21 protein-coding genes and 1 tRNA gene are annotated in these 19,003 nt (G+C 57.3%); 6 read left to right on the forward strand and 16 right to left on the reverse strand.

The annotated features are described in order from the left end of the window. Nucleotides 1-29: 29 nt before the first annotated feature. Complete coding sequence (locus tag ACQUWM_RS03100) at nucleotides 30-344, reverse strand: SCP2 sterol-binding domain-containing protein (RefSeq protein ID WP_406985233.1); 315 nt, start codon at nucleotides 342-344, stop codon at nucleotides 30-32. Nucleotides 345-570: 226 nt separating this feature from the next. Between ACQUWM_RS03100 and sohB the strand changes: the two genes are divergently transcribed. Continuing rightward, nucleotides 571-1,632: a protease SohB gene (sohB, locus tag ACQUWM_RS03105; protein WP_407000474.1), complete on the forward strand. Its 1,062-nt coding sequence runs from the start codon at nucleotides 571-573 to the stop codon at nucleotides 1,630-1,632. 25 nt (nucleotides 1,633-1,657) lie between these two features. Next, complete coding sequence (locus ACQUWM_RS03110; protein WP_428921149.1) at nucleotides 1,658-2,656, forward strand: YhdH/YhfP family quinone oxidoreductase; 999 nt, start codon at nucleotides 1,658-1,660, stop codon at nucleotides 2,654-2,656. Between the two features lie 180 nt (nucleotides 2,657-2,836). Here the strand turns inward: ACQUWM_RS03110 and ACQUWM_RS03115 are convergent, their stop codons facing one another. The 4 genes from ACQUWM_RS03115 to metH form a co-directional block, all read right to left on the reverse strand. Next, nucleotides 2,837-3,343, reverse strand: coding sequence for a DUF934 domain-containing protein (locus ACQUWM_RS03115; RefSeq protein ID WP_407000476.1), 507 nt, complete (start codon nucleotides 3,341-3,343; stop codon nucleotides 2,837-2,839). Then, a complete protein-coding gene (locus tag ACQUWM_RS03120; RefSeq protein ID WP_407000477.1) occupies nucleotides 3,336-4,988 on the reverse strand; it encodes a nitrite/sulfite reductase in 1,653 nt (550 codons plus the stop codon). The genes ACQUWM_RS03115 and ACQUWM_RS03120 overlap by 8 nt, the downstream gene beginning before the upstream one ends. Before the next feature lie 356 nt (nucleotides 4,989-5,344). After that, nucleotides 5,345-5,584, reverse strand: coding sequence for a DUF2970 domain-containing protein (locus ACQUWM_RS03125; RefSeq protein ID WP_407000478.1), 240 nt, complete (start codon nucleotides 5,582-5,584; stop codon nucleotides 5,345-5,347). A 23-nt stretch (nucleotides 5,585-5,607) separates the two neighbouring features. Beyond that, the gene (metH, locus tag ACQUWM_RS03130; protein ID WP_428921150.1) at nucleotides 5,608-9,306 is read right to left on the reverse strand and encodes a methionine synthase; all 3,699 of its coding nucleotides are present in this window, start codon (nucleotides 9,304-9,306) and stop codon (nucleotides 5,608-5,610) included. Between the two features lie 220 nt (nucleotides 9,307-9,526). Here metH and nfuA point away from each other — a divergent pair, with 220 nt between their 5' ends. The 3 genes from nfuA (at nucleotide 9,527) to ACQUWM_RS03145 (ending at nucleotide 11,925) form a co-directional block, all read left to right on the forward strand. Beyond that, nucleotides 9,527-10,114 (forward strand): Fe-S biogenesis protein NfuA, encoded by a 588-nt coding sequence (gene nfuA / locus ACQUWM_RS03135; protein WP_407000481.1) that lies wholly within the window; start codon nucleotides 9,527-9,529, stop codon nucleotides 10,112-10,114. Between the two features lie 236 nt (nucleotides 10,115-10,350). Beyond that, a complete protein-coding gene (locus ACQUWM_RS03140) occupies nucleotides 10,351-11,547 on the forward strand; it encodes a DUF445 domain-containing protein (protein WP_407000482.1) in 1,197 nt (398 codons plus the stop codon). 33 nt (nucleotides 11,548-11,580) lie between these two features. Then, nucleotides 11,581-11,925, forward strand: coding sequence for a hypothetical protein (locus tag ACQUWM_RS03145; protein WP_407000483.1), 345 nt, complete (start codon nucleotides 11,581-11,583; stop codon nucleotides 11,923-11,925). 1 nt (nucleotide 11,926) lies between these two features. Here ACQUWM_RS03145 and ACQUWM_RS03150 read toward each other — a convergent pair whose 3' ends face one another. The 5 genes from ACQUWM_RS03150 to ACQUWM_RS03170 all read right to left on the reverse strand — a co-directional run bounded on the left by ACQUWM_RS03150 (nucleotide 11,927) and on the right by ACQUWM_RS03170 (nucleotide 14,118). Then, a complete protein-coding gene (locus ACQUWM_RS03150) occupies nucleotides 11,927-12,244 on the reverse strand; it encodes a TusE/DsrC/DsvC family sulfur relay protein (RefSeq protein WP_407000484.1) in 318 nt (105 codons plus the stop codon). Between the two features lie 3 nt (nucleotides 12,245-12,247). Then, the gene (tusB, locus tag ACQUWM_RS03155) at nucleotides 12,248-12,520 is read right to left on the reverse strand and encodes a sulfurtransferase complex subunit TusB (protein ID WP_428921151.1); all 273 of its coding nucleotides are present in this window, start codon (nucleotides 12,518-12,520) and stop codon (nucleotides 12,248-12,250) included. 29 nt (nucleotides 12,521-12,549) lie between these two features. Next, nucleotides 12,550-12,900: a DsrE family protein gene (locus ACQUWM_RS03160; protein WP_407000486.1), complete on the reverse strand. Its 351-nt coding sequence runs from the start codon at nucleotides 12,898-12,900 to the stop codon at nucleotides 12,550-12,552. A 3-nt stretch (nucleotides 12,901-12,903) separates the two neighbouring features. After that, nucleotides 12,904-13,317, reverse strand: coding sequence for a sulfurtransferase complex subunit TusD (gene tusD, locus ACQUWM_RS03165; RefSeq protein ID WP_406985246.1), 414 nt, complete (start codon nucleotides 13,315-13,317; stop codon nucleotides 12,904-12,906). A 102-nt stretch (nucleotides 13,318-13,419) separates the two neighbouring features. Beyond that, the gene (locus ACQUWM_RS03170; protein ID WP_407000487.1) at nucleotides 13,420-14,118 is read right to left on the reverse strand and encodes a Bax inhibitor-1/YccA family protein; all 699 of its coding nucleotides are present in this window, start codon (nucleotides 14,116-14,118) and stop codon (nucleotides 13,420-13,422) included. A gap of 211 nt (nucleotides 14,119-14,329) precedes the next feature. Between ACQUWM_RS03170 and ACQUWM_RS03175 the strand changes: the two genes are divergently transcribed. Then, nucleotides 14,330-14,420 (forward strand) — tRNA-Ser (locus ACQUWM_RS03175). A gap of 71 nt (nucleotides 14,421-14,491) precedes the next feature. Here ACQUWM_RS03175 and ACQUWM_RS03180 read toward each other — a convergent pair. The 6 genes from ACQUWM_RS03180 to ACQUWM_RS03205 form a co-directional block, all read right to left on the reverse strand. Then, on the reverse strand, nucleotides 14,492-15,445 hold the full coding sequence (locus tag ACQUWM_RS03180; RefSeq protein WP_428921152.1) for a biotin-dependent carboxyltransferase family protein: 954 nt from the start codon (nucleotides 15,443-15,445) through the stop codon (nucleotides 14,492-14,494). Beyond that, nucleotides 15,442-16,137: a 5-oxoprolinase subunit PxpB gene (gene pxpB / locus ACQUWM_RS03185; protein ID WP_407000489.1), complete on the reverse strand. Its 696-nt coding sequence runs from the start codon at nucleotides 16,135-16,137 to the stop codon at nucleotides 15,442-15,444. The genes ACQUWM_RS03180 and pxpB overlap by 4 nt, the downstream gene beginning before the upstream one ends. After that, nucleotides 16,134-16,871, reverse strand: coding sequence for a 5-oxoprolinase subunit PxpA (locus ACQUWM_RS03190; protein ID WP_428921153.1), 738 nt, complete (start codon nucleotides 16,869-16,871; stop codon nucleotides 16,134-16,136). Before ACQUWM_RS03190 ends, pxpB begins: the two co-directional genes overlap by 4 nt. Before the next feature lie 13 nt (nucleotides 16,872-16,884). After that, entirely contained in the window at nucleotides 16,885-17,994 is a 1,110-nt protein-coding gene (hemH, locus tag ACQUWM_RS03195; protein ID WP_428921154.1) for a ferrochelatase, read from the reverse strand. Nucleotides 17,995-18,039: 45 nt separating this feature from the next. Continuing rightward, nucleotides 18,040-18,471, reverse strand: coding sequence for a TIGR01244 family sulfur transferase (locus ACQUWM_RS03200; protein WP_428921155.1), 432 nt, complete (start codon nucleotides 18,469-18,471; stop codon nucleotides 18,040-18,042). A 105-nt stretch (nucleotides 18,472-18,576) separates the two neighbouring features. Continuing rightward, nucleotides 18,577-19,002, reverse strand: coding sequence for a DUF6691 family protein (locus tag ACQUWM_RS03205; RefSeq protein ID WP_407000493.1), 426 nt, complete (start codon nucleotides 19,000-19,002; stop codon nucleotides 18,577-18,579). Nucleotide 19,003 lies beyond the last annotated feature (1 nt).

The following is a 19,003-nucleotide window of genomic DNA, read 5'->3' on the forward strand; positions in this document are numbered from 1 at the left end:
GTTTTTCAGGTCTGTCTGTCCGGGACTGCTTAGCCCATCTTGAACAGCTCGCCCAGTTTGGTAGCCAGCATCATGTCGCCTTCGGCGCGGAGTTGGCCGGCCATGAATGCCTGCATACCGTCAGTTTCGCCTGACACGATGCCCTGCAGGGTTTCAGAGTTCATGATCAGGGTTACGGAAGGATCGTCGTGTGCACCTTCGTGGAGTTTGCAGGTGCCATCCTTGATGACCAGGTGGTAGGTCTTGTCGTCTTCGATATCGAACTGGAATACCAGATCCAGGCCTTCGGCTGCGTCTGCGTTGAAATTCTGTTCGAGTTTGTCAAATACCTGAGCTACAGACATTATTTTACCCTTATTGATGATTGTCTTGGCTTGGCGACGGCTTGACGTCCCTGGCGGTGAGCCTGTTCCGGAAGGCCAGGGTTAGCCGACGCAGCCATTCGACTTTATGGTGCCAACATAGCAGTGTCAAGCTCGATCGAACGCTTGTTTTAAATTTTCGGGCGGCTTACCACAAAGACACCTGTAAGTTACAATCACCGCTTTAAAATCTGGCTGGAGAAGCACTTTGGAATTTCTGACAGAGTTCGGTTTGTTTATCGCCAAGGCCGTGACGATCGTCGTTGCCCTGGTCGTGGTTATCTCGGTGGTCATGTCAGCAGCCCAGAAGGATAAAGGTGACGACGGTGACGGCGAACTGAGGGTTCGCAAGCTCAATGAAAAATATCGGAAACTGCGAGAGTCCCTGCACGCCCGCTTGCTTTCCAGTCATGAGCACAAGGCCTGGTCCAAGAAACACAAGAAAGAAGAGAAAGCCCGGGCCAAGGCAGAAAAGGAAAAACTGAAAGCCGGGGAAGGTCAGGCTGAAGACAAGAAGCGAGTGTTTGTCCTCGATTTCGACGGCGACATCAAAGCCAGTGATACCGACCCTCTGCGCAAGGCGATTACCGCTGTACTGAGTGTGGCGAATCCGGCTACGGACGAAGTGGTTATCCGACTGGAAAGCGGTGGTGGTCTGGTGCACTCCTACGGGCTGGCGGCCGCGCAGCTGGACCGTATCCGCAGCAAGGGCCTGCACTTGACCGCCTGCGTCGACAAGGTGGCCGCCAGCGGCGGTTATATGATGGCCTGTGTGGCGGACCGCATCGTGGCCTCTCCCTTCGCCGTACTCGGCTCCATCGGTGTTGTGGCCCAACTGCCGAACTTCCACCGACTCCTGAAAGAGAATAACGTGGATTTCGAAGTCCTGACCGCCGGCGAACATAAGCGTACATTGACGGTGTTTGGTGAAAATACCGACAAAGGCCGGCAGAAATTCCTGGAAGATCTCGAAGATACCCATGTGCTTTTCAAGGAGTACGTCAGCGAGCGCCGGCCGGAGCTCGACATCTCGGCGGTCGCCAATGGCGATATCTGGTTTGGCCGCCGGGCACTGGACGTGAACCTGATCGACGAAATCAAAACCTCCGACGAATATCTCATTGAGGCCTGCGAAAGTGCAGACGTAATCTCAGTGAGTTACCAGCGCAAACGGACCTTGCCGGAAAAGCTTGGCCTGGCGACCAGCGCAGCCCTTGAGCACACCGTATGGAAATTGCTGAGTGCGTTTCGTAACCAGAAAATCCAGTAGCTGATACAGACAAACGGGGACCAGTATGACCACAACGACCGAATTCAAAGCCTGGCGTGTACAGGAGCAGGGCGGAGAGTACGTTGGCAGTGAACAGACCCTGTCGACCAGCGACCTGCCGGCGAATGAGGTGCTGATCAGGGTCAGTCACTCGTCCCTGAACTACAAGGACGCCCTGTCTGCTTCCGGAAACAAAGGCGTCACCCGCAACTTTCCCCATACCCCGGGCATCGACGCCGCTGGTGAAGTCATTGAATCCGCCACTGGGGAGCCGGCGGTTGGCAGCAAGGTCATAGTGACCGGCTACGACCTGGGCATGAACACCGATGGCGGCTTTGGTGAATACATCCGCGTCCCGGCCTCCTGGTGCGTTGCCATGCCCGACGGCTGGGAAAACCGCACCGCCATGATCTACGGCACCGCCGGCCTGACCGCCGGGCTGTGCGTCCAGAAACTGCTCAAAATGGGCGCAGCCCCGGAGCAGGGCAAAGTCGCGGTCTCCGGCGCCAGCGGCGCTGTCGGTAGCGTCGCGGTAGAGCTGTTATCAACACTTGGTTTCGACGTGATCGCCATCAGTGGCAAACAGGACCACGCCGACGAACTGAAAGCCCTGGGAGCCTCCGAAGTCGTTGGCCGTGACGCCCTGACCGCCGAGAAAAAGCCCATGCTCAAGCCCGCATTCGCCAACGCCGTAGACACCGTCGGCGGACAGCCCCTGGCAGAGCTCCTGAAACAGATCCAGCCAGGCGGCTCCGTATCCTGCTGCGGCCTCGTCGCCGGCCCGCAACTGGAAACCACGGTTCTGCCGTTCATCCTGCGGGGTGTAAACCTGCTTGGCGTGGACTCGGTAGAGATTCCGCTGGCAGATAAAGCCACTGTCTGGAAAAAGTTCGCTGGCGAGTGGGCGTGCCCCAAAACCGAAGCATCCGCCCGGGACATTGGTCGAGGTGAGCTGGATGGTGCGCTGAAAGCGTTTTTGAAAGGGGAGTCGTCTGGCAAGATCGTGCTAGATCACGCTCTTTAAGAGAGTCGATTCTTTTCTTTAGAAGGGACGGCTGTCTGAATAGTCAGCCAGAACAAAGGGGGAATGGGTTACCAAAACTGTGCGGAGCCATGGATGGCGGAGCCCAAGCCGCACATGGACGTCTCGAGGCGTGTTTTGGTAACCCATTCCCCCTTTGTTCGTCTGGGGAGTCAAAAAAGTTTAAGAAGCCCGACGACGAAACAGCGGCACGTCGGTATCCGTAGCAGCCTGATAACCCTGACTGAAAAAGTTCAGAGCACGGGCAGCCTTGGAAGCATCCTTATCTTCCCGCAAAGCGTAGCTATCAAACCCGCAACGCTTCATGAACTGCAACTGATCCAGCAGAACATCCCCGATTGCCCGCAGCTCAAACTGGTAGCCAAAACGCTCCCGCAACAGACGCGCAATGCTGTAACCCCGGCCATCGGCAAACTTGGGGAAGTTCACGGCAATCAGCTTCAGCTCATTGACCTGACCCTCAAGCAACTCCGGCTCATCGTGGCTGTCGAACCAGACGCCAATATCATCGCGCCCCTCAAAATGCTCCTTGCCAGCCAGCCAGAGATCCACAGGAATCAGCGCCGGCTGACCTTCGGGAATATCCAGGGAATCACCGTCCGCCGGGCGGGGAACAACAACCCAGGAATCCTGCTTGATGGCCCCGTCTTTAGTGATAACTTCAGGCATAAACCCGCTCCTTGAATGGCTGAATTCCAATCCGACGGTAAGTCTCCAGGAAAGGCTCTTCCTCTTTCCGGTTGTTGACGTACACATCAATAATCTTGGCAATCACTTCCGGCATGTCCTCCTGGGCAAAAGACGGCCCAAGAATCTTGCCGATGGTCGCATCGTGATGAGAGGAACCGCCCAGACTTACCTGATAGAACTCCTCGCCCTTCTTGTCGACGCCCAGAACGCCAATATTGCCCACGTGGTGGTGGCCACAGGCGTTCATGCATCCGGAGATATTCAGATCAATCTCACCCAGGTCGTAGAGGAAATCCATGTCGTCAAAGCGACGTTGGATAGACTCGGCAACCGGAATCGACTTGGCGTTGGCCAGGGCGCAGTAATCGCCACCCGGGCAGCAGATAACGTCAGTCAGTGTGTTGAGGTTGGCGGTCGCGAAGCCCATGGGCTCGATGTCTTGCCAAAGCTCAAACAGCTGGTCCTGGCGTACATCAGCCAACACGACATTTTGCTGGTGAGTGACGCGAACTTCGCCAAAGCTGTATTGGTCTGCCAGCTCGGCAATCTGTTCCAGTTGTGTATCGGACACATCGCCGGGCGGAGTGCCGGTCTTCTTCATGGTCAGGGTGACGATCGCATAGCCGGGCTTCTTGTGGCTGTCGACGTTATGGCTCAGCCACTGGTCAAACCGACGATTCTCGAATCGCTGGCTGGCCAGCTGTTCGGAAGCGTTCTCCAGAGCGTCATAGTCCGGCTCGGTGAAGTAGCCCTGAATGCGCTCAATGGCTTCGCGGGTCAGGCGGGTGGGGGAGTCCTTGATATGGGCCCACTCAGCCTCTACTTTCTCGGCAAAGCCTTCCGGCGTCAGCGCCTTCACCAGAATCTTGATTCTCGCCTTGAACTTGTTGTCCCGGCGGCCGTAACGGTTGTACACCCGCAGTACGGCTTCAAGATAGGTCAACAGATCCAGCTCCGGCAGGAACTCGCGAATCACCGGACCCACCATTGGAGTGCGGCCCAGGCCGCCGCCAACGTGAACGCGGAAACCAAGCTCGCCCTGATCGTTGCGCACCATCTGCAGGCCGATGTCGTGAACCTGGATGGCGGCCCGGTCGGTTTTCTCGGAGGCATTCACCGCCACCTTGAACTTGCGGGGCAGGAACGCAAATTCCGGATGGAAAGTGGACCACTGGCGAATGATTTCGCAGTACGGCCGTGGATCGGCCACTTCATCCACCTGGACGCCGGAGAACTGATCCGTGGTCGTGTTACGGATGCAGTTACCGCTGGTCTGGTTGGCGTGCATTTCCACTTCCGCCAGTTCCGCCAGAATGTCGGGCACATCTTCCAGTGCCGGCCAGTTCAGCTGAACATTCTGACGGGTAGTGAAGTGGGCGTAGCCCTTATCGTAATCACGGGTAATTCGTGCCAGGCGGCGTAGCTGTCCGGAATGGAGCATGCCGTAGGGGACACAGATCCGCAGCATGGGCGCAAGACGCTGAACGTAAAGACCGTTCTGGAGTCGAAGCGGGAGGAATTCGTCCTCGCTCAGTTCGCCGGCAAGAGCCCGCTCGGTCTGGTCACGGAATTGGGCAACCCGCTCGGCAGCTATCTGCCGATCGTGTTCATCGTATACGTACATAGTAAAACGTCCTGCAAAAACGCGTGGTATCAGGCTTTGAGGCCTTTTCTGGTGGGCAGAATATCATCGTGTATATATTCTTAAAATGATTATTTCCAAATATGTTTATCGATTTAGGTGATAATGAATTGGGAAAAACACTGGACGGATGTCAATTCCGTGCTTAACTTTAAAGGGCGAGTGTTCTGGCGGGGCTCAATCCCGTGTGCCAGATCCAGATAACAAAAAACAGTATCAGGAGGAATCCGGAATGAAGAAGAACGCACATTCTGACAGCAGTGTTGATGCCGTAGCAGCCGTGTTGCTGGTCATGCTGGTTGTGGCATTTGCCGTGGTCTGGGTAAGCGGACAGTAGCCTACTGTCCGGCCAGCACCAGTTTAACGACAATCACCAGGGTCACGACAAAACCAATGGTGAACAGCAGGCCCGCAATGATATAGGGAAGCGGGCTGTGGCTGGAAAAGTCCTCCTGCCGGCGCTTGTCCGACTGTACGCCGAAAGCGCCGGCGATGATGCTTTGCATGATTTTCAGCACCCCCGGATTTCCCGATCGGGACTTTTCGTTTCTGTTGTCCTCTTTTCCCTCGTTTGCCATCGGAACTATCCCGCTACAGTGAATTATTCAGCCGGGTCATAAGCCAGGCTGGGAGCCAGCCAGCGTTCTGCGTCCGCCTTTGAAATACCCTTGCGCTCAGCATAGTCCTCGACCTGGTCCGCGCCAATCTTGCCGACCGCAAAATACTTGGACTCGGGGTGGGCAAAGTACCAGCCGGATACCGCAGCGGTCGGGAACATGGCGAAGTGCTCGGTCAACTCAATGCCGGTTTGCCCGGTCGCATCCAGCAGGCTGAACAGTGCAGCCTTTTCGGTATGGTCGGGGCAGGCCGGGTAACCGGGAGCAGGGCGGATGCCGCGATAGCGTTCACGGATAAGGTCTTCATTGGCCAGCTTTTCATCCGTGGCGTAGCCCCAGAATTCCTGCCGCACCCGTTCGTGCATCCGCTCAGCGAAGGCTTCGGCCAGCCGGTCGGCCAGGGCCTTTACCATAATGGCGTTGTAGTCGTCGTTACGGTCTTTGTATTCCACGGACAATTCTTCAGCGCCAACCCCCGTGGTCACAGCAAAGCCGCCTACGTAATCGGCGGTGCCGGATTGTTCCGGCGCGACAAAGTCCGACAGCGTCATCATTGGCTTGCCCGGGGCTTTATCATCCTGCTGGCGCAAGTGGTGCAGGGTGGTCAGTTCCTCGGTTCTGGTGTCGTCCTTGTAAACAACAATGTCATCGCCCCTGCGGTTGGCCGGCCAGAAACCGATCACGCCCCGCGCGGACACCCGCTTTTCATCGATCATCTGGCGCAGAATTTTCTGCGCGTCGTCAAAGAGCGTGCGGGCCGCTTCGCCACGCTTGGGGTCATCGAAAATGGCCGGGTATTTGCCGGACATATCCCAGGAGATGAAGAACGGCGTCCAGTCGATGTAGTCCACCAGTTCGTTGAGGTCATAGTCCTCAAAGACACGAATGCCGGTGAAGGCAGGTTTCGGGGGCTGATAGCCATCAAAATCGATGTCCGGCGCGCGGTCACGGGCTTCCTTCAATGACACCAGCTTGGTGCGATCGCCACGATTCTTGCGGCGTTCGCGAATTTCATCGTACTCAGTGCGGGCCGCCTCGACCAACGCAGGTTTTGCTGTGTTGCTCAGTAGTTGCGAGGCAACGTTCACGCAGCGTGAAGCGTCAGAGACATACAGTGCAATGTCGTTCTTGTACTGGGGCTCGATCTTGACGGCCGTGTGGGCCTTGGATGTGGTTGCGCCGCCGATCATCAGCGGAAGGTGGAAATCCAGGCGCTGCATTTCCCGGGCAACATGAACCATTTCGTCCAGGGATGGAGTGATCAGACCGCTGAGACCGATGATGTCGACGTTTTCCTTCTTCGCCGTCTCCAGGATCTTGTCGCAGGGCACCATGACGCCCATATCGATCACTTCGTAGTTGTTGCACTGAAGTACCACACCCACGATGTTCTTGCCGATATCGTGGACATCGCCTTTCACGGTGGCCATCAGGATCTTGCCCTTGGCCTTCTGGCCTTCGCTCTTCTCCGCCTCGATAAACGGAATCAGGTGAGCAACGGCCTGTTTCATCACTCGGGCGCTCTTGACCACCTGGGGCAGGAACATCTTGCCGTCACCGAACAGGTCACCCACCACGTTCATGCCATCCATCAATGGACCTTCGATCACCTCAATGGGATGTTCGGCCTCAAGGCGGCAGTCCTCGGTGTCCTCAATGATGTAGCTGGTAATACCCTTGACCAGTGCGTGTTCGAGACGCTTCTGCACTGGCCATTCACGCCAGGCCAGGTCCTCTTCCTGGGTCTTGCCGCCTTTACCCTTAAAGCGCTCGGCAATCTCCAGAAGGCGGTCGGTGCCGTCGTCCCTGCGGTTGAGCACGACGTCTTCCACCAGTTCCTTGAGCTCCGGATCGATCTCATCGTAGATCACCAGCTGGCCCGGATTCACGATCCCCATGTTCATCCCGGCCTTGATGGCGTGGTACAGGAACACGGAGTGGATCGCCTCACGGACCACATCGTTGCCGCGGAACGAGAAGGACACGTTGCTGACGCCGCCGGAAATGCTGGCATGGGGCAGGTTTTCCCGAATCCAGCGGGTGGCGTTGATAAAGTCGACGGCGTAGTTGTTGTGCTCTTCAATGCCGGTCGCAATGGCAAAGATGTTGGGATCGAAAATGATGTCGCCCGGGTTGAATCCGATGCCGGTCAACACGTCGTAGGAGCGCTTGCAGATCTCGGTCTTGCGCTCGTAGGTGTCTGCCTGGCCCTGTTCGTCAAAGGCCATGACCACCACGGCGGCGCCATAGCGCATGCAGTCTCGGGCGCGCTTGATGAACTCCTCTTCGCCTTCCTTGAGACTGATGGAGTTCACCACGGCCTTGCCCTGAATGCAGCGCAGGCCGGCTTCGATCACGTCCCATTTGGATGAGTCGATCATAAGGGGAACGCGGGAGATATCCGGTTCGGAGGCAACAAGTTTGAGGAAGGTCACCATGACCTCCTTCGATTCCAGCATGCCTTCGTCCATGTTGATATCGATGATCTGGGCGCCGTTTTCCACCTGGTCACGGGCAACGCTCAACGCTTCCTCGTACTGCTCTTCCTTGATCAGACGCAGGAAGCGCTTGGAGCCGGTGACGTTGGTGCGTTCACCCACGTTGATGAACAGGGTGTTCTCGTCACCGGTGAATGGCTCCAGGCCGGACAGGCGCAGGGCCTTGGGGCGGTCAGGAATCTGGCGGGGCGGATACTTGGCCACCGCATCGGCAATGGCTTCGATATGGTCAGGGCGTGAACCACAGCACCCACCGATAATATTGAGGAAACCGTCCCTGGCGAAGCCTTCGATGATATCCGCCATTTCTTCCGGCGTCTGGTCGTATTCGCCGAATTCGTTGGGCAGACCTGCGTTCGGATGGGCGCTGACGTAGGTTTCCGCCTTGGTGGACAGCTCTTCCACGTACGGGCGCAAAGCGTCGGCCCCGAGGGCGCAGTTCAGGCCTACGGAAATGGGCTTGGCATGAGCCACCGAGTTCCAGAAGGCTTCCGTCGTCTGTCCAGACAGGGTGCGGCCGGAAGCATCGGTGATGGTGCCGGAAATCATGATCGGCAGGGTAATGCCGCTGTCTTCAAAATATTGCTGGGTGGCGTAAATGGCCGCCTTGGCATTCAGGGTATCGAAAATGGTCTCGATCAGGATCAGGTCGGAGCCACCTTCTACCAGGCCTTCCACCGCTTCGTAATAGTTGTCCACCAGGGTCTGGAAATCGACATTGCGATAGCCGGGGTTGTTCACATCCGGAGAGATGGAGGCCGTGCGCGAGGTGGGGCCAACGGCACCGGCGACAAACCGCGGCTTTGCCGGGTTTCTCGCGGTAAAGTCGTCCGCGATCTCCCGCGCCAGCCTGGCGGCTGCAACGTTCAGCTCTTTGGCGATGGATTCCAGCCCGTAATCCGCCTGGGACAACTGGGTTGAGTTGAAGGTATTGGTCTCAATGATGTCCGCGCCGGCGTCCAGGTAATCCGCATGAATATTGCGGAGCAGGGCAGGCTGGGTCAGGTTCAACAGGTCATTGTTGCCCTGAACTTCCCGGTCGTAATCCGCAAAACGATCACCTCGAAACGCTTCCTCGTCCAGCTTGAGGTTCTGGATCATGGTACCCATGCCGCCATCAAGGACAACAATGCGTTCCTGCAGGGCCTTGTGGAGCTGTTCCAGGCGAGTGGTGCGATCGGTCATAGCGTACTTCCGGAAGTCGTGTTTAACGTCGTATTTAACTGAACGGCGCGGGATCATAGCAAAATTGCAGGATTCCGTCCCGGTACCGATGACAATAGTCAACTATCGGCGTCAATAGGGGAAATTCATCATCATCGTAATGCCCGACTATTTTACTTGGTCTTTCATGTTCAGGCGAACTCCCTTAAAATGAAGTGAAACTTTCAAACGGGTTGAAAACATGGCATTGGTTACTGTGACTGATCCCGCACGGGATTACCTGGCACAACTTATCGAAAAGCAGGACGTGGAAGGCATGGGCGTACGAATCTTCGTGACCCAGCCCGGCACCAAGAATGCTGAGACCTGTCTGGCCTATTGCCCGCCCAACGAGGTTGTTCCAACCGACGAACAAGTGGACCTGGGCAAGTTCACCCTGTTTCTGGATCACAACTCCGTACCGTTTCTCGAAGAAGCGTACGTAGACTATTCCAAGGACCAGATGGGCGGCCAGCTTACCATCAAGGCGCCCAACGCCAAGGTTCCGAACGTTGACGACGATGCGCCCCTGCCGGACCGCGTGAACTACGTATTGGCGTCCGAGATCAATCCCAACCTGGCCTCCCACGGTGGCGATGTCTCCCTGGTGGAAATTGTCGACGAATCTGTTGCGGTTCTGCGCTTCGGTGGCGGTTGCCAGGGCTGCAGCGCGGTGAGCCTGACCCTGAAGCAGGGCGTTGAAACCACTCTGAAAGAGCGTGTTCCCGAGATTACCGCCGTCCGGGACGTGACGGATCACACCGTTACCGAGAACGCGTACTACCAGTAATCCCCGTACCGAGTTCGCCGGGTTCCGGATGATTGATTCCGGGCCCTGGCAACCCTCCTGGCTGCTGCCGCATTACCCTCGCTTGTTTGGCTACACGGCCAATGCCGTTGCATTTCAATTACTTCATCATCTGTCACACAATCAAAAACCATGGGCGGGTAACATGCCTGCCTGATAAATAAGGGCGCAATCGCGGGCACAGCAAGTCTGCGACACTTTTATAACCGGGGTTAGATTTGTTCGACGTTGCACTTCTTTCTGTGCCACTCATGGCGGCTGCCGTTGGTTGGTTTACCAACTGGCTGGCTATTCAGATGTCCTTCTATCCGGTGCGGTTTATCGGCATCGGCGTGATCGGCTGGCAGGGCGTTATCCCGCGTAAAGCGGAGAAGATGGCGCACATATGTATTGATCGTACCCTGCAACAGTTCGGGGACCTCAACGCAGTCTACCGCAAACTGGAACCCCATCGGATCGTCGAGCAGGTGGTAGCCCAGGTGAATCCACGACTGGACGAATACATCGATGAAGTGATGTATGAAATCCAGCCGGTATTGTGGGATAACCTGCCGCTGTTTCTGCGCAACCGGATCTACGAGTGGGCGAGGGAGCAGTTGCCCTCGCGAATCGAATCCCTGGTCGAGGATTTCGGGGATGACCTCAACGATCTGGTGGACCTCAAAACCCTCCTCAGCCGTGAGCTTGAACACCACCCGGATCTGATGAACCGTATTTTCCAGCAGGCCGGTTCGGTCGAGCTTCGCTCCGTTATCAATCGCGGGGCGATCATCGGCGCCTTGCTGGGCGCGATTCTCGCGCCATTGTGGGCGAGATACCCGGAACCCTGGTTGTTGCCGGTGGGCGGGTTTGCCGTTGGCTTCCTGACCAACTGGCTGGCGATCAACCTGATCTTCAGTCCCCTTAAGCCCAGGCGCATCCTGTTCTGGAAGGTCCAGGGCCTGTTCCTGCGCCGGCAGCCAGAAATCAGCGATGTGTGGGCCCGCCTGGTGGCGGAAGAGCTGATTACGGTCGAGAAAGTCGCAGACGCGATGATCAACGGCAATCACGGCGACCGTACGCGAGCGATTATCCAGAAGCATCTCCGCCCCTTATTGGACAATTCCGTATTGATGAAGCTCACTGCTCAGGTCACTGTAGGTATGACCGGTTACACAGAGCTGAAAAAGGCCATGAACCAGAAGGCCGTGCTCGCGACCCGGGATGTCTTCGGTGACCCTGCTTTCAATCGTGAACGGGCGCCAGTCGTTGCGGAGGTACTGGCCGGGCAGATGAAGTCGCTGAGGCCATCGGAATTTCAGGACATCCTTCGCCCGGCGTTCCGGGAGGAAGAGATTCAACTGATGGTGGTTGGTGGGTTGTTCGGCGCCGTAGCGGGCATTCTCCAGTTTATCGCCCTCAACCATCTGCTTTAGATTATTGAACACCTATTCCAAGGAGAGTCACGCATGGAATTCGGATTAATGTTACTGACCCAGGTTATCGTTACTGCCCTGGTTGTGCTGGGCGTGCTTGCCGGCTTCTGGTTCAGGGTTGTGCGCCCGTATCTGGACCGCAAGGTGCAAGAGCTTATTGAAGCGTCGAAAGAGATAGAGCCCGGTGTCACGCGAGGCGTGAAAGCAGGCGTGGCGGAAACGATACGGGAACTGCCTGAAAGCACGGTCAAGGAATCCACCCGCCAGTTTCTCAAGTTCGGATCCGGGCTGTTTGAGAACGGATTGAGCAGCTTCCTGGGGAGCGCGGCGGATCTGGAGCGTAAATCCCACGAAAATGGCCTGGGCCCGCGGGAGTAATCTACAGACAGTTGGTTGGTCTGGGCAGCCCCGCGATGCGGCAGGCTGTTTTGGCCGGCGTGCCCGGGAACAGTTGCATCAGGTAGATGCTGTTTCCCTTTTCCTCGCCCAATGCTTCCTTGACCGCCTTGACGAACAGGCGATTCGAGGGGGGTGACATTTCATGTTCTTTATAAAAACCCCTCAGGAACATAATGATTTCCCAATGATTTTCTGAGAGATCAATTGCGTCCTCTGACGCAATTTCCCGGGCCACCTCTTCGGTCCAGGCAAATGCGTCCTCCAGAAACCCCTCGTTATTGCGAATGACCGTTGCCATGATTTACCAGCTGATAACCCGTTGTGCCTGAGTGGTCAGGTAGACCATATCATCGAAAGTGATGTGTCCTGAAGCATCCTGTGCGGTTTCAATCGCCCTGGCGCGTAGATCTTCCTGCAGCGCATACACCGTATCCGGCAGGGTGACGGTTGAATCGGCCAGGGCCGTGACGGCATTGCCGGTCAGCAGGAGTGCGTCCTGAACGCCCATCATTCCAAGGCACTCACGAAACCGTGTGTGTCCGGGCGGCTTGCTGACGATATGAAGTGTGTGCATAACAGTTCTGTCTCCCGGGCGTCGGTGTTTCAACCTGAAAATACGACGTGTTGGTACTGTTCCAGCGTCTCGGCTGTATTCTCAATCAGATTGACGCCATCGATCAGGGTGGCGTCGCTGAGGCCAAACCGTTCGCAGGCCGCTTTGTCCGCCAATATGGCCTCTACCCCGAAAATGCCGGCCGCAGCCAGGTTCCGCTCCACCGACTTCTGATGGATACCCTGGGGGTTCTGGCCCTGCTTCAGCCAGAGCACGCCTGAATCGATAAACAGCAGGGACACGGGCTGATCAAAAGCCGCCAGTGAAAAGGCCATATCCAGGCTTTCCCGTCCTCCCCAGCTGCCGTAGGGGGGCTGATCAATCACAATCAGCGTGTGCATGCTTCAGGCTCCACCGTGGAAATAGATAACGCGCGAAGATTGAACCGTGCTCTCCACCCATTCCCCGAGTCCTGCAACTTCAAAAGGCGCCGCAAGGTTGTTGGCCGGCAGTTGGTAGCGCCGCTGCTCCGCTTCATCAACCAGTCCCCGTCGCAGCGCCGAGGCAATGCAGGCGATACCGGGAACGCCGTGCTCGGCCAGGAATTCACTCCAGGCGCGGGTCCAGTTGGTTTCGTCCGAGGGAGGGGATGCCAGCGAAGAGGCCAGATGGACCCCGTCACCATAGAGGAAGACACGATCAATGCCGTGTCCGGCCCTGACGGCGGCACGGGCGAACCCAAGGGCGGTTTCAGGCGCCTGTGAGGCGTAGGGAGCGCCGGTAATGACCAGCGTGAACGTATGTTTGTCAGCAGGCATCTGTAACGGTTAATTCCGATGAGGTCAGGGGGGTAGTGTACCGAAAGCAAAAGCCCCGGCAAATGCCGGGGCTTTCAGGCCGAATCAATGTTCCGTCATTGATCAGTCTTCGCCGCTGAATGCCATCAGCAGGTGCAGCAGGCTGACGAAGAGGTTGTAGATAGCCACATACAGCCCCACCGTTGCGATTACGTAGTTACGCTCGCCGCCCTTGATGATCCGAGAGGTCTCGAACAGGATCATGATCGAGGCGAAGATCGTGAAGCCTGCGGATACCGCCAGGTGAAGCACGGAGCTTTGCATGAAGAAAGCCAGCAGCATGGCGCCGATCAGCACAAATGCACCAGCGGTCAGGAAGCTGGACAGGAAGCTGAAATCTTTCTTGGTGATAAGCGCGGTTGCGGACAGCCCGACAAATGCGACAGCGGTCAGCGTGAGTGCCTGTGCGACGATCTGAGAGGCGCCTCCAGCCACGAGTGCACCGATGATCGGGCCCAGGGTATAACCCATGAAGCCGGTCAGTGCGAAGGTGGTGAGGATGCCCCAGGGGCTGTTCTTCAATTTATAGGTCGCGAACAGCAGGCCGATGTAGCCCACAATCGTGATCAGGAATCCCGGGTGAGTGCCGTTCATGTTCAGGAAGGCAGTCAGGGCCGAGAACGCCAGGGTCATACCCAGCAGCATATAGGTGTTGCGCAACACCTTCATGGCATCTGCGCTGATGCCAGTGGTCGCGCGCTCTGTCTGGGGAGCGGAGTAGGCTCCCTGATTGTTGCGAACGCCGAATCGTCTGTCTTCCATTGTCATCTCCGTTTGTAAAACGTCTGGTCACTGACACCACTATAATGTCACAACCACAACTTTCAATCATTTACGACAGAAAAGCACGCACCAGATTCCATTAAATGCTGTTAATGTTGAAAAGTCCGGTCAGCTTTATGCAGGGCGTTGACAGGGCAGGCAATTCCGGTATCATGCTCACCGCTGTCGCAATGACGGCGATGGAAAAAACGGTGGGCTGGCAGAGTGGCTGAATGCAGCGGTCTTGAAAACCGCCGAAGGTTAGTAGCCTTCCCGGGGTTCGAATCCCTGGCCCACCGCCATTTTTTCCTGACTCCCTGATTATTCCCCGATTCTGCATCTTCTCAAAAGCTTTCTGATCACGGCGTTTGCCTTATCTCCAGCTCAGGTCCATCCCATCCTCGTGCCAGCGGCTTTTGCTGAAGAAACGGTGGAATACGACCCGTTCATTCTGAATATCGGTCACATCGGCAAAACAGAATTCCAGTTCCTGTCCCGGTAGTCTCTGGGCCAGCCGTCCCGCGTCCAACGCGCCGAGCGTACCGGGTTTCGGGTATCCGCCGATGGTCTGGCAGTCATTCAGCAAGACGATGGGCTTGCCATCTCCAGGGATCTGGACCGACCCCGTTGGGATGCCTTCTGAAATAATACCCGGCGGTACCCGTTCCAGCGCGGGGCCTTCGAGTCTGAATCCCATCCGGTCTGACTGGTTTCCCACACGATAAACGCTGCTTGTCAGTCTCAGCAGGTCATCCCGGTGAAACAGGGAATACTGGGCAGATGGAATCAGTCTCAGGGTCAGCCGTTCTGAATAGTTGCCCTGGAATCGCCCTGGAACCCGGCGGGGGATGAATCCGGCGTTGTGCTCTGCCGGTGCGAGGAGGTCACCGGGCCCGATCGGTTCGATCCCTTCAATCTGCTCCCTCACAACGACTGAACGCGACCCAAACCAGGTAGCGGTATCAAAGCCGCCGGAGGTCGCGAGGTAGGTGACCCTCCCGGTGCGGGCAGGGTCGATGGCGATCACATCTCCTTTGCGAAGCTGAAGGCTCTGCCAGCCTTCCCGTGGAGCGTCGTTAATACGAATGCTGGTTGCGGCACCCGCGACGGCGATGACCATGTCGGTCTCTGCCTCGGCTTCAAAACCTCCCAACAGGATTTCCACGCAGGCGCAGTTGGTCGGGTTGTCCAGTAGCTTGTTGGCCCAGTGGTAGCTATGAATATCCAGAGCGCCGCCAGCTGACAGACCGTGTTTGCGATACCCCTGCCGGCCGCTGTCCTGCACGGTTGCACGCGCGCCAGGATGGATCACCCGAAGCCCTGTCACAGCTCACCGCCCAGGTCGATGAATTGTTGCCGGGTAATGGCGCGAAAACGAACCAGGTCACCGACATTCAGCAGGGACAGGTTGGTGGGGTCAAACAGTTTGACGGGGCTTTTACCGATCAGTTGCCAGCCGCCCGGGGAGGCTTTCGGGTATACCGCGGTTTGCCGGTTGGCGATACCCACGGAGCCCTCAGGCACATGGGAACGGGGAGTGTCTTTTCGGGGTGTGGCTATGGCCGGGTCGACCTGACCCATAAACGCGAAACCCGGGGCAAACCCCATGGCGTACACGGTGTAGGTGGCGTCGGTGTGGTAATCAATAACGTCTTCAACGCTGAGATTGTTTGCCCGGGCAATCCATTCCAGATCCGGGCCGCTTTCCGGACTGTAGTACACCGGAATATCCCGGGCGGCCTGACCGGACTGGCTGCCGGACGCTTTATCAGAAGCAGTTTTTCCACCCATCTGCAGGGATCTTCTCAAGTGTGCCATGACGCGGCGGAAATCAATCCGTTCCGGGTCGTAGATCACCAGCAGGGTGGTGTAGGAGGGCACGAGGTCTACCAGCCAGTCCTGGCTGCCGTCCGCCTCGATAAGCTCGCAAAGCCGGGCAATGCGGCGTGGAAGGGTGTCATCGATGGCATCCGCCAGGGTAATGAGCACGCTGTCTTCGGAGATTGCGGAGATCTTCATTGCGCTGAATGCAGGGCGTCTCGTATGCCGCGCACAGCGGCCAAAGCGCTGTCGTTATCGCCGTGGACGCAAAGACTGTCCGCCGGCAATTCCAGCCATTGGCCATTGACGCTGTTAATTCCGCCCTTGGTGGCGAACGAAACGGCCTGGTCGATGATGCGTTGTGGCTCATGGTGTACCGCGCCTGGCTGCTTTCTGGACACCAGTTGCCCCTGGTCATCGTAGGCGCGGTCGGCAAAGGCTTCCATCAGGAGGGGGACGCCGGCCTGTCCGGCCAGCTGCTGGTGCCGGCGATAATGGACCGTGACCGGTATCATCAGAGGCAGGTCGGCTCGGAAGGTCCGGACGGCCTCCATGACCGCCTGCAGAAGAGTGGCGTCTTTCATCATGTCATTGTTCAGCGCGCCGTGGGGCTTCACGTAGCTGATGGTCACTCCCTCAGCACGGCACAGGCCCTCCAGGGCGCCAAGCTGATACAGCATCAGCGCCTGGATTTCCTCTGCGGAATGAGCGATGGACCGCCGGCCAAACCCTACAAGGTCGTGATAGGAAGGATGGGCGCCGATCTGAACGTCGTGTCGGGCGGCCAGGGCAATGGTACGGCGAATGACCGTGGGATCGCCGGCATGAAAGCCGCAAGCAACGTTTGCCATGTCGATCAGGGGCATGACCTGTTCATCCTGACCCATGGTCCATGCGCCGTAACTTTCACCAAGATCGCAGTTCAGTCTCATCGTTGTTGCACCTTCAGGAAGTCCCGCCCGGGTACACCATGTCCTGTTGCTGCTGCGCCCGGGCGTCACGCTGCTGGAGCGTTTCCGGACTGTTATCCGGAAGTGACCAGCCCTGAAGGTTATCTTCAATCAATTGGACCAGGGCATCAATATGCCCGGGCGTTGCGTTCATAGCCGGAATGTAGCTGAAGCCCTCGCCGCCGGATTCCATAAAGTATTCCCGGTTCTCTTCGTCAATTTCCTCAATGGTTTCAAGACAATCCGCAGAGAACCCCGGGCAGAACACGTCAATCGAACGGACACCCTTGGCGGGCAGGGCCTTCAGGGTTTCGTCAGTGTACGGTTTCAGCCATTCCTCCTTCCCGAAACGGGACTGGAAGGTGGTCAGGTACTCGTCCGGCCCAATGCCGAGGCATTCGGCGAGTAACCTGGATGTCTTGTGGCACTCACAATGGTAGGGGTCGCCTTTCTTCAGGTACTTCAGGGGAATACCGTGATAGGACAGAATCAGCTTGTCATTCCGCCCGTGCTGTTCCCAAAAGCCGCGGATGTGGGCTGCCATGGCTTCAATGTAGGGCGGATAATCCGGATAGTGGGATACGAAGCGGAAATCCGGCAACCAGCGGCGGCGGGTAAAGTCCTTCGCAATAGCGTCAAATGTTGAGGCGGAGGTTGAGGCCGAATATTGCGGGTAGAGCGGTAGTACCATCAGCTTGCGCACGCCCTGGTTCTGCATTTCATCCAGCACAGTGGCAATTGCTGGATTGCCATAGCGCATGGCGAACCCGACCACGACCTGATTGCCGTATTTCTTTTCCAGCGCCTGGCGAATACCTTCCGCCTGATTGGCTGTGTGTGTCAGTAGTGGCGAACCCTCTGGTCGCCAGACGCCGGCGTAGGCCTTAGCCGACTTCCGCGGCCGTATTCTCAGGATGATTCCATGCAGGATCAGCCACCAGAGCGGCCTGGGCAGTTCCACCACGCGAGGGTCGGACAGGAATTCCCCCAGATAGCGCCGAAGTGCGGAAGGCGTGGGGGCATCCGGCGTGCCGAGATTGGTGACCAGTACACCAAGTTTCTCGGGGAGCCTGTGGTTGAAATTCTCTGTTCCTTTGTACTGCATGCTGGAATGTCCTGGCTGACGGTAGTGGGGAATGGCTCTTCCGGTTTAACCCTTTTTGGCGGCTTGTTGTGCGAGCCTGGGGGCCAGGCCGCGAATGTCATAGCCAGCGCTGTATGCCTTGGTGACTATTTCCTCGGCGGCGGTGTCGCGGGCAGAGCTCAGGGCCCAAAGCACGGTGCAACGGGTTCCTGATCGGCAGAAGGCCAGTACGGGTTTGTCAGCCTGCTGGATCATCGGGGCGAACTGGTCCACATCCCGATCGGTGATATTGCCGGACTCCACCGGCATATAGACCCATTCAAGGCCGTGTTCGCGGGCTGCTGCTTCAAGTTCCGCCATCGCTGGCTGGCCCGGCTCTTCCTGGTCCGGACGGTTGGCAACAACGGTCTTGAATCCCAGTCTGGCAATGTCCGCCACATCGTCCACGGTGATCTGGGGAGCCACGGTTATCTGATCATCAATCTTTCTCAGGTCCATAATGCAAACAGGCCTTTGGATGTGAATGGAAGGTATGCCGCAATGATGACATAGCAGACAGGATCTTTCAGAGCGGCCTGGTATTATTTTACCGGATATTCTCCCTCAGGCGCTGCGCCGGCTCCGCTCAATCATCTCGAAGATCGCCATACCGGCAATCATTGCCGCCACAAATACTGCGGCTTTGGTTTCACCCGCGCCCAGCGCCACCAGCCCCGGCCCGGGGCAAAAGCCAGCAAGCCCCCAGCCGGCTCCGAACATCAGGCTGCCGACCATCAGGCGGCGGTCAATCTGCTTGTTGGCGGGGAGTTTCATATCAGCGCCCAGAAAGCTCAGGGTACGTTTACGGGCAACCGTAAAGGCGAATACTCCGACAATGATGGCGCCGCCCATGACGAAGGCCAGAGAAGGATCCCAGGCACCGGCCAGATCCAGAAAGCCCAGCACCTTTTCAGGGTTCGCCATGCCCGAGATGAGCAGTCCAATACCGAAGACCAGCCCCGCACCAAAAGCCGACAATGAATATTTCATT

The sequence above is a fragment of the Marinobacter sp. DUT-3 genome, from assembly GCF_050379435.1.
Classification (GTDB): domain Bacteria; phylum Pseudomonadota; class Gammaproteobacteria; order Pseudomonadales; family Oleiphilaceae; genus Marinobacter.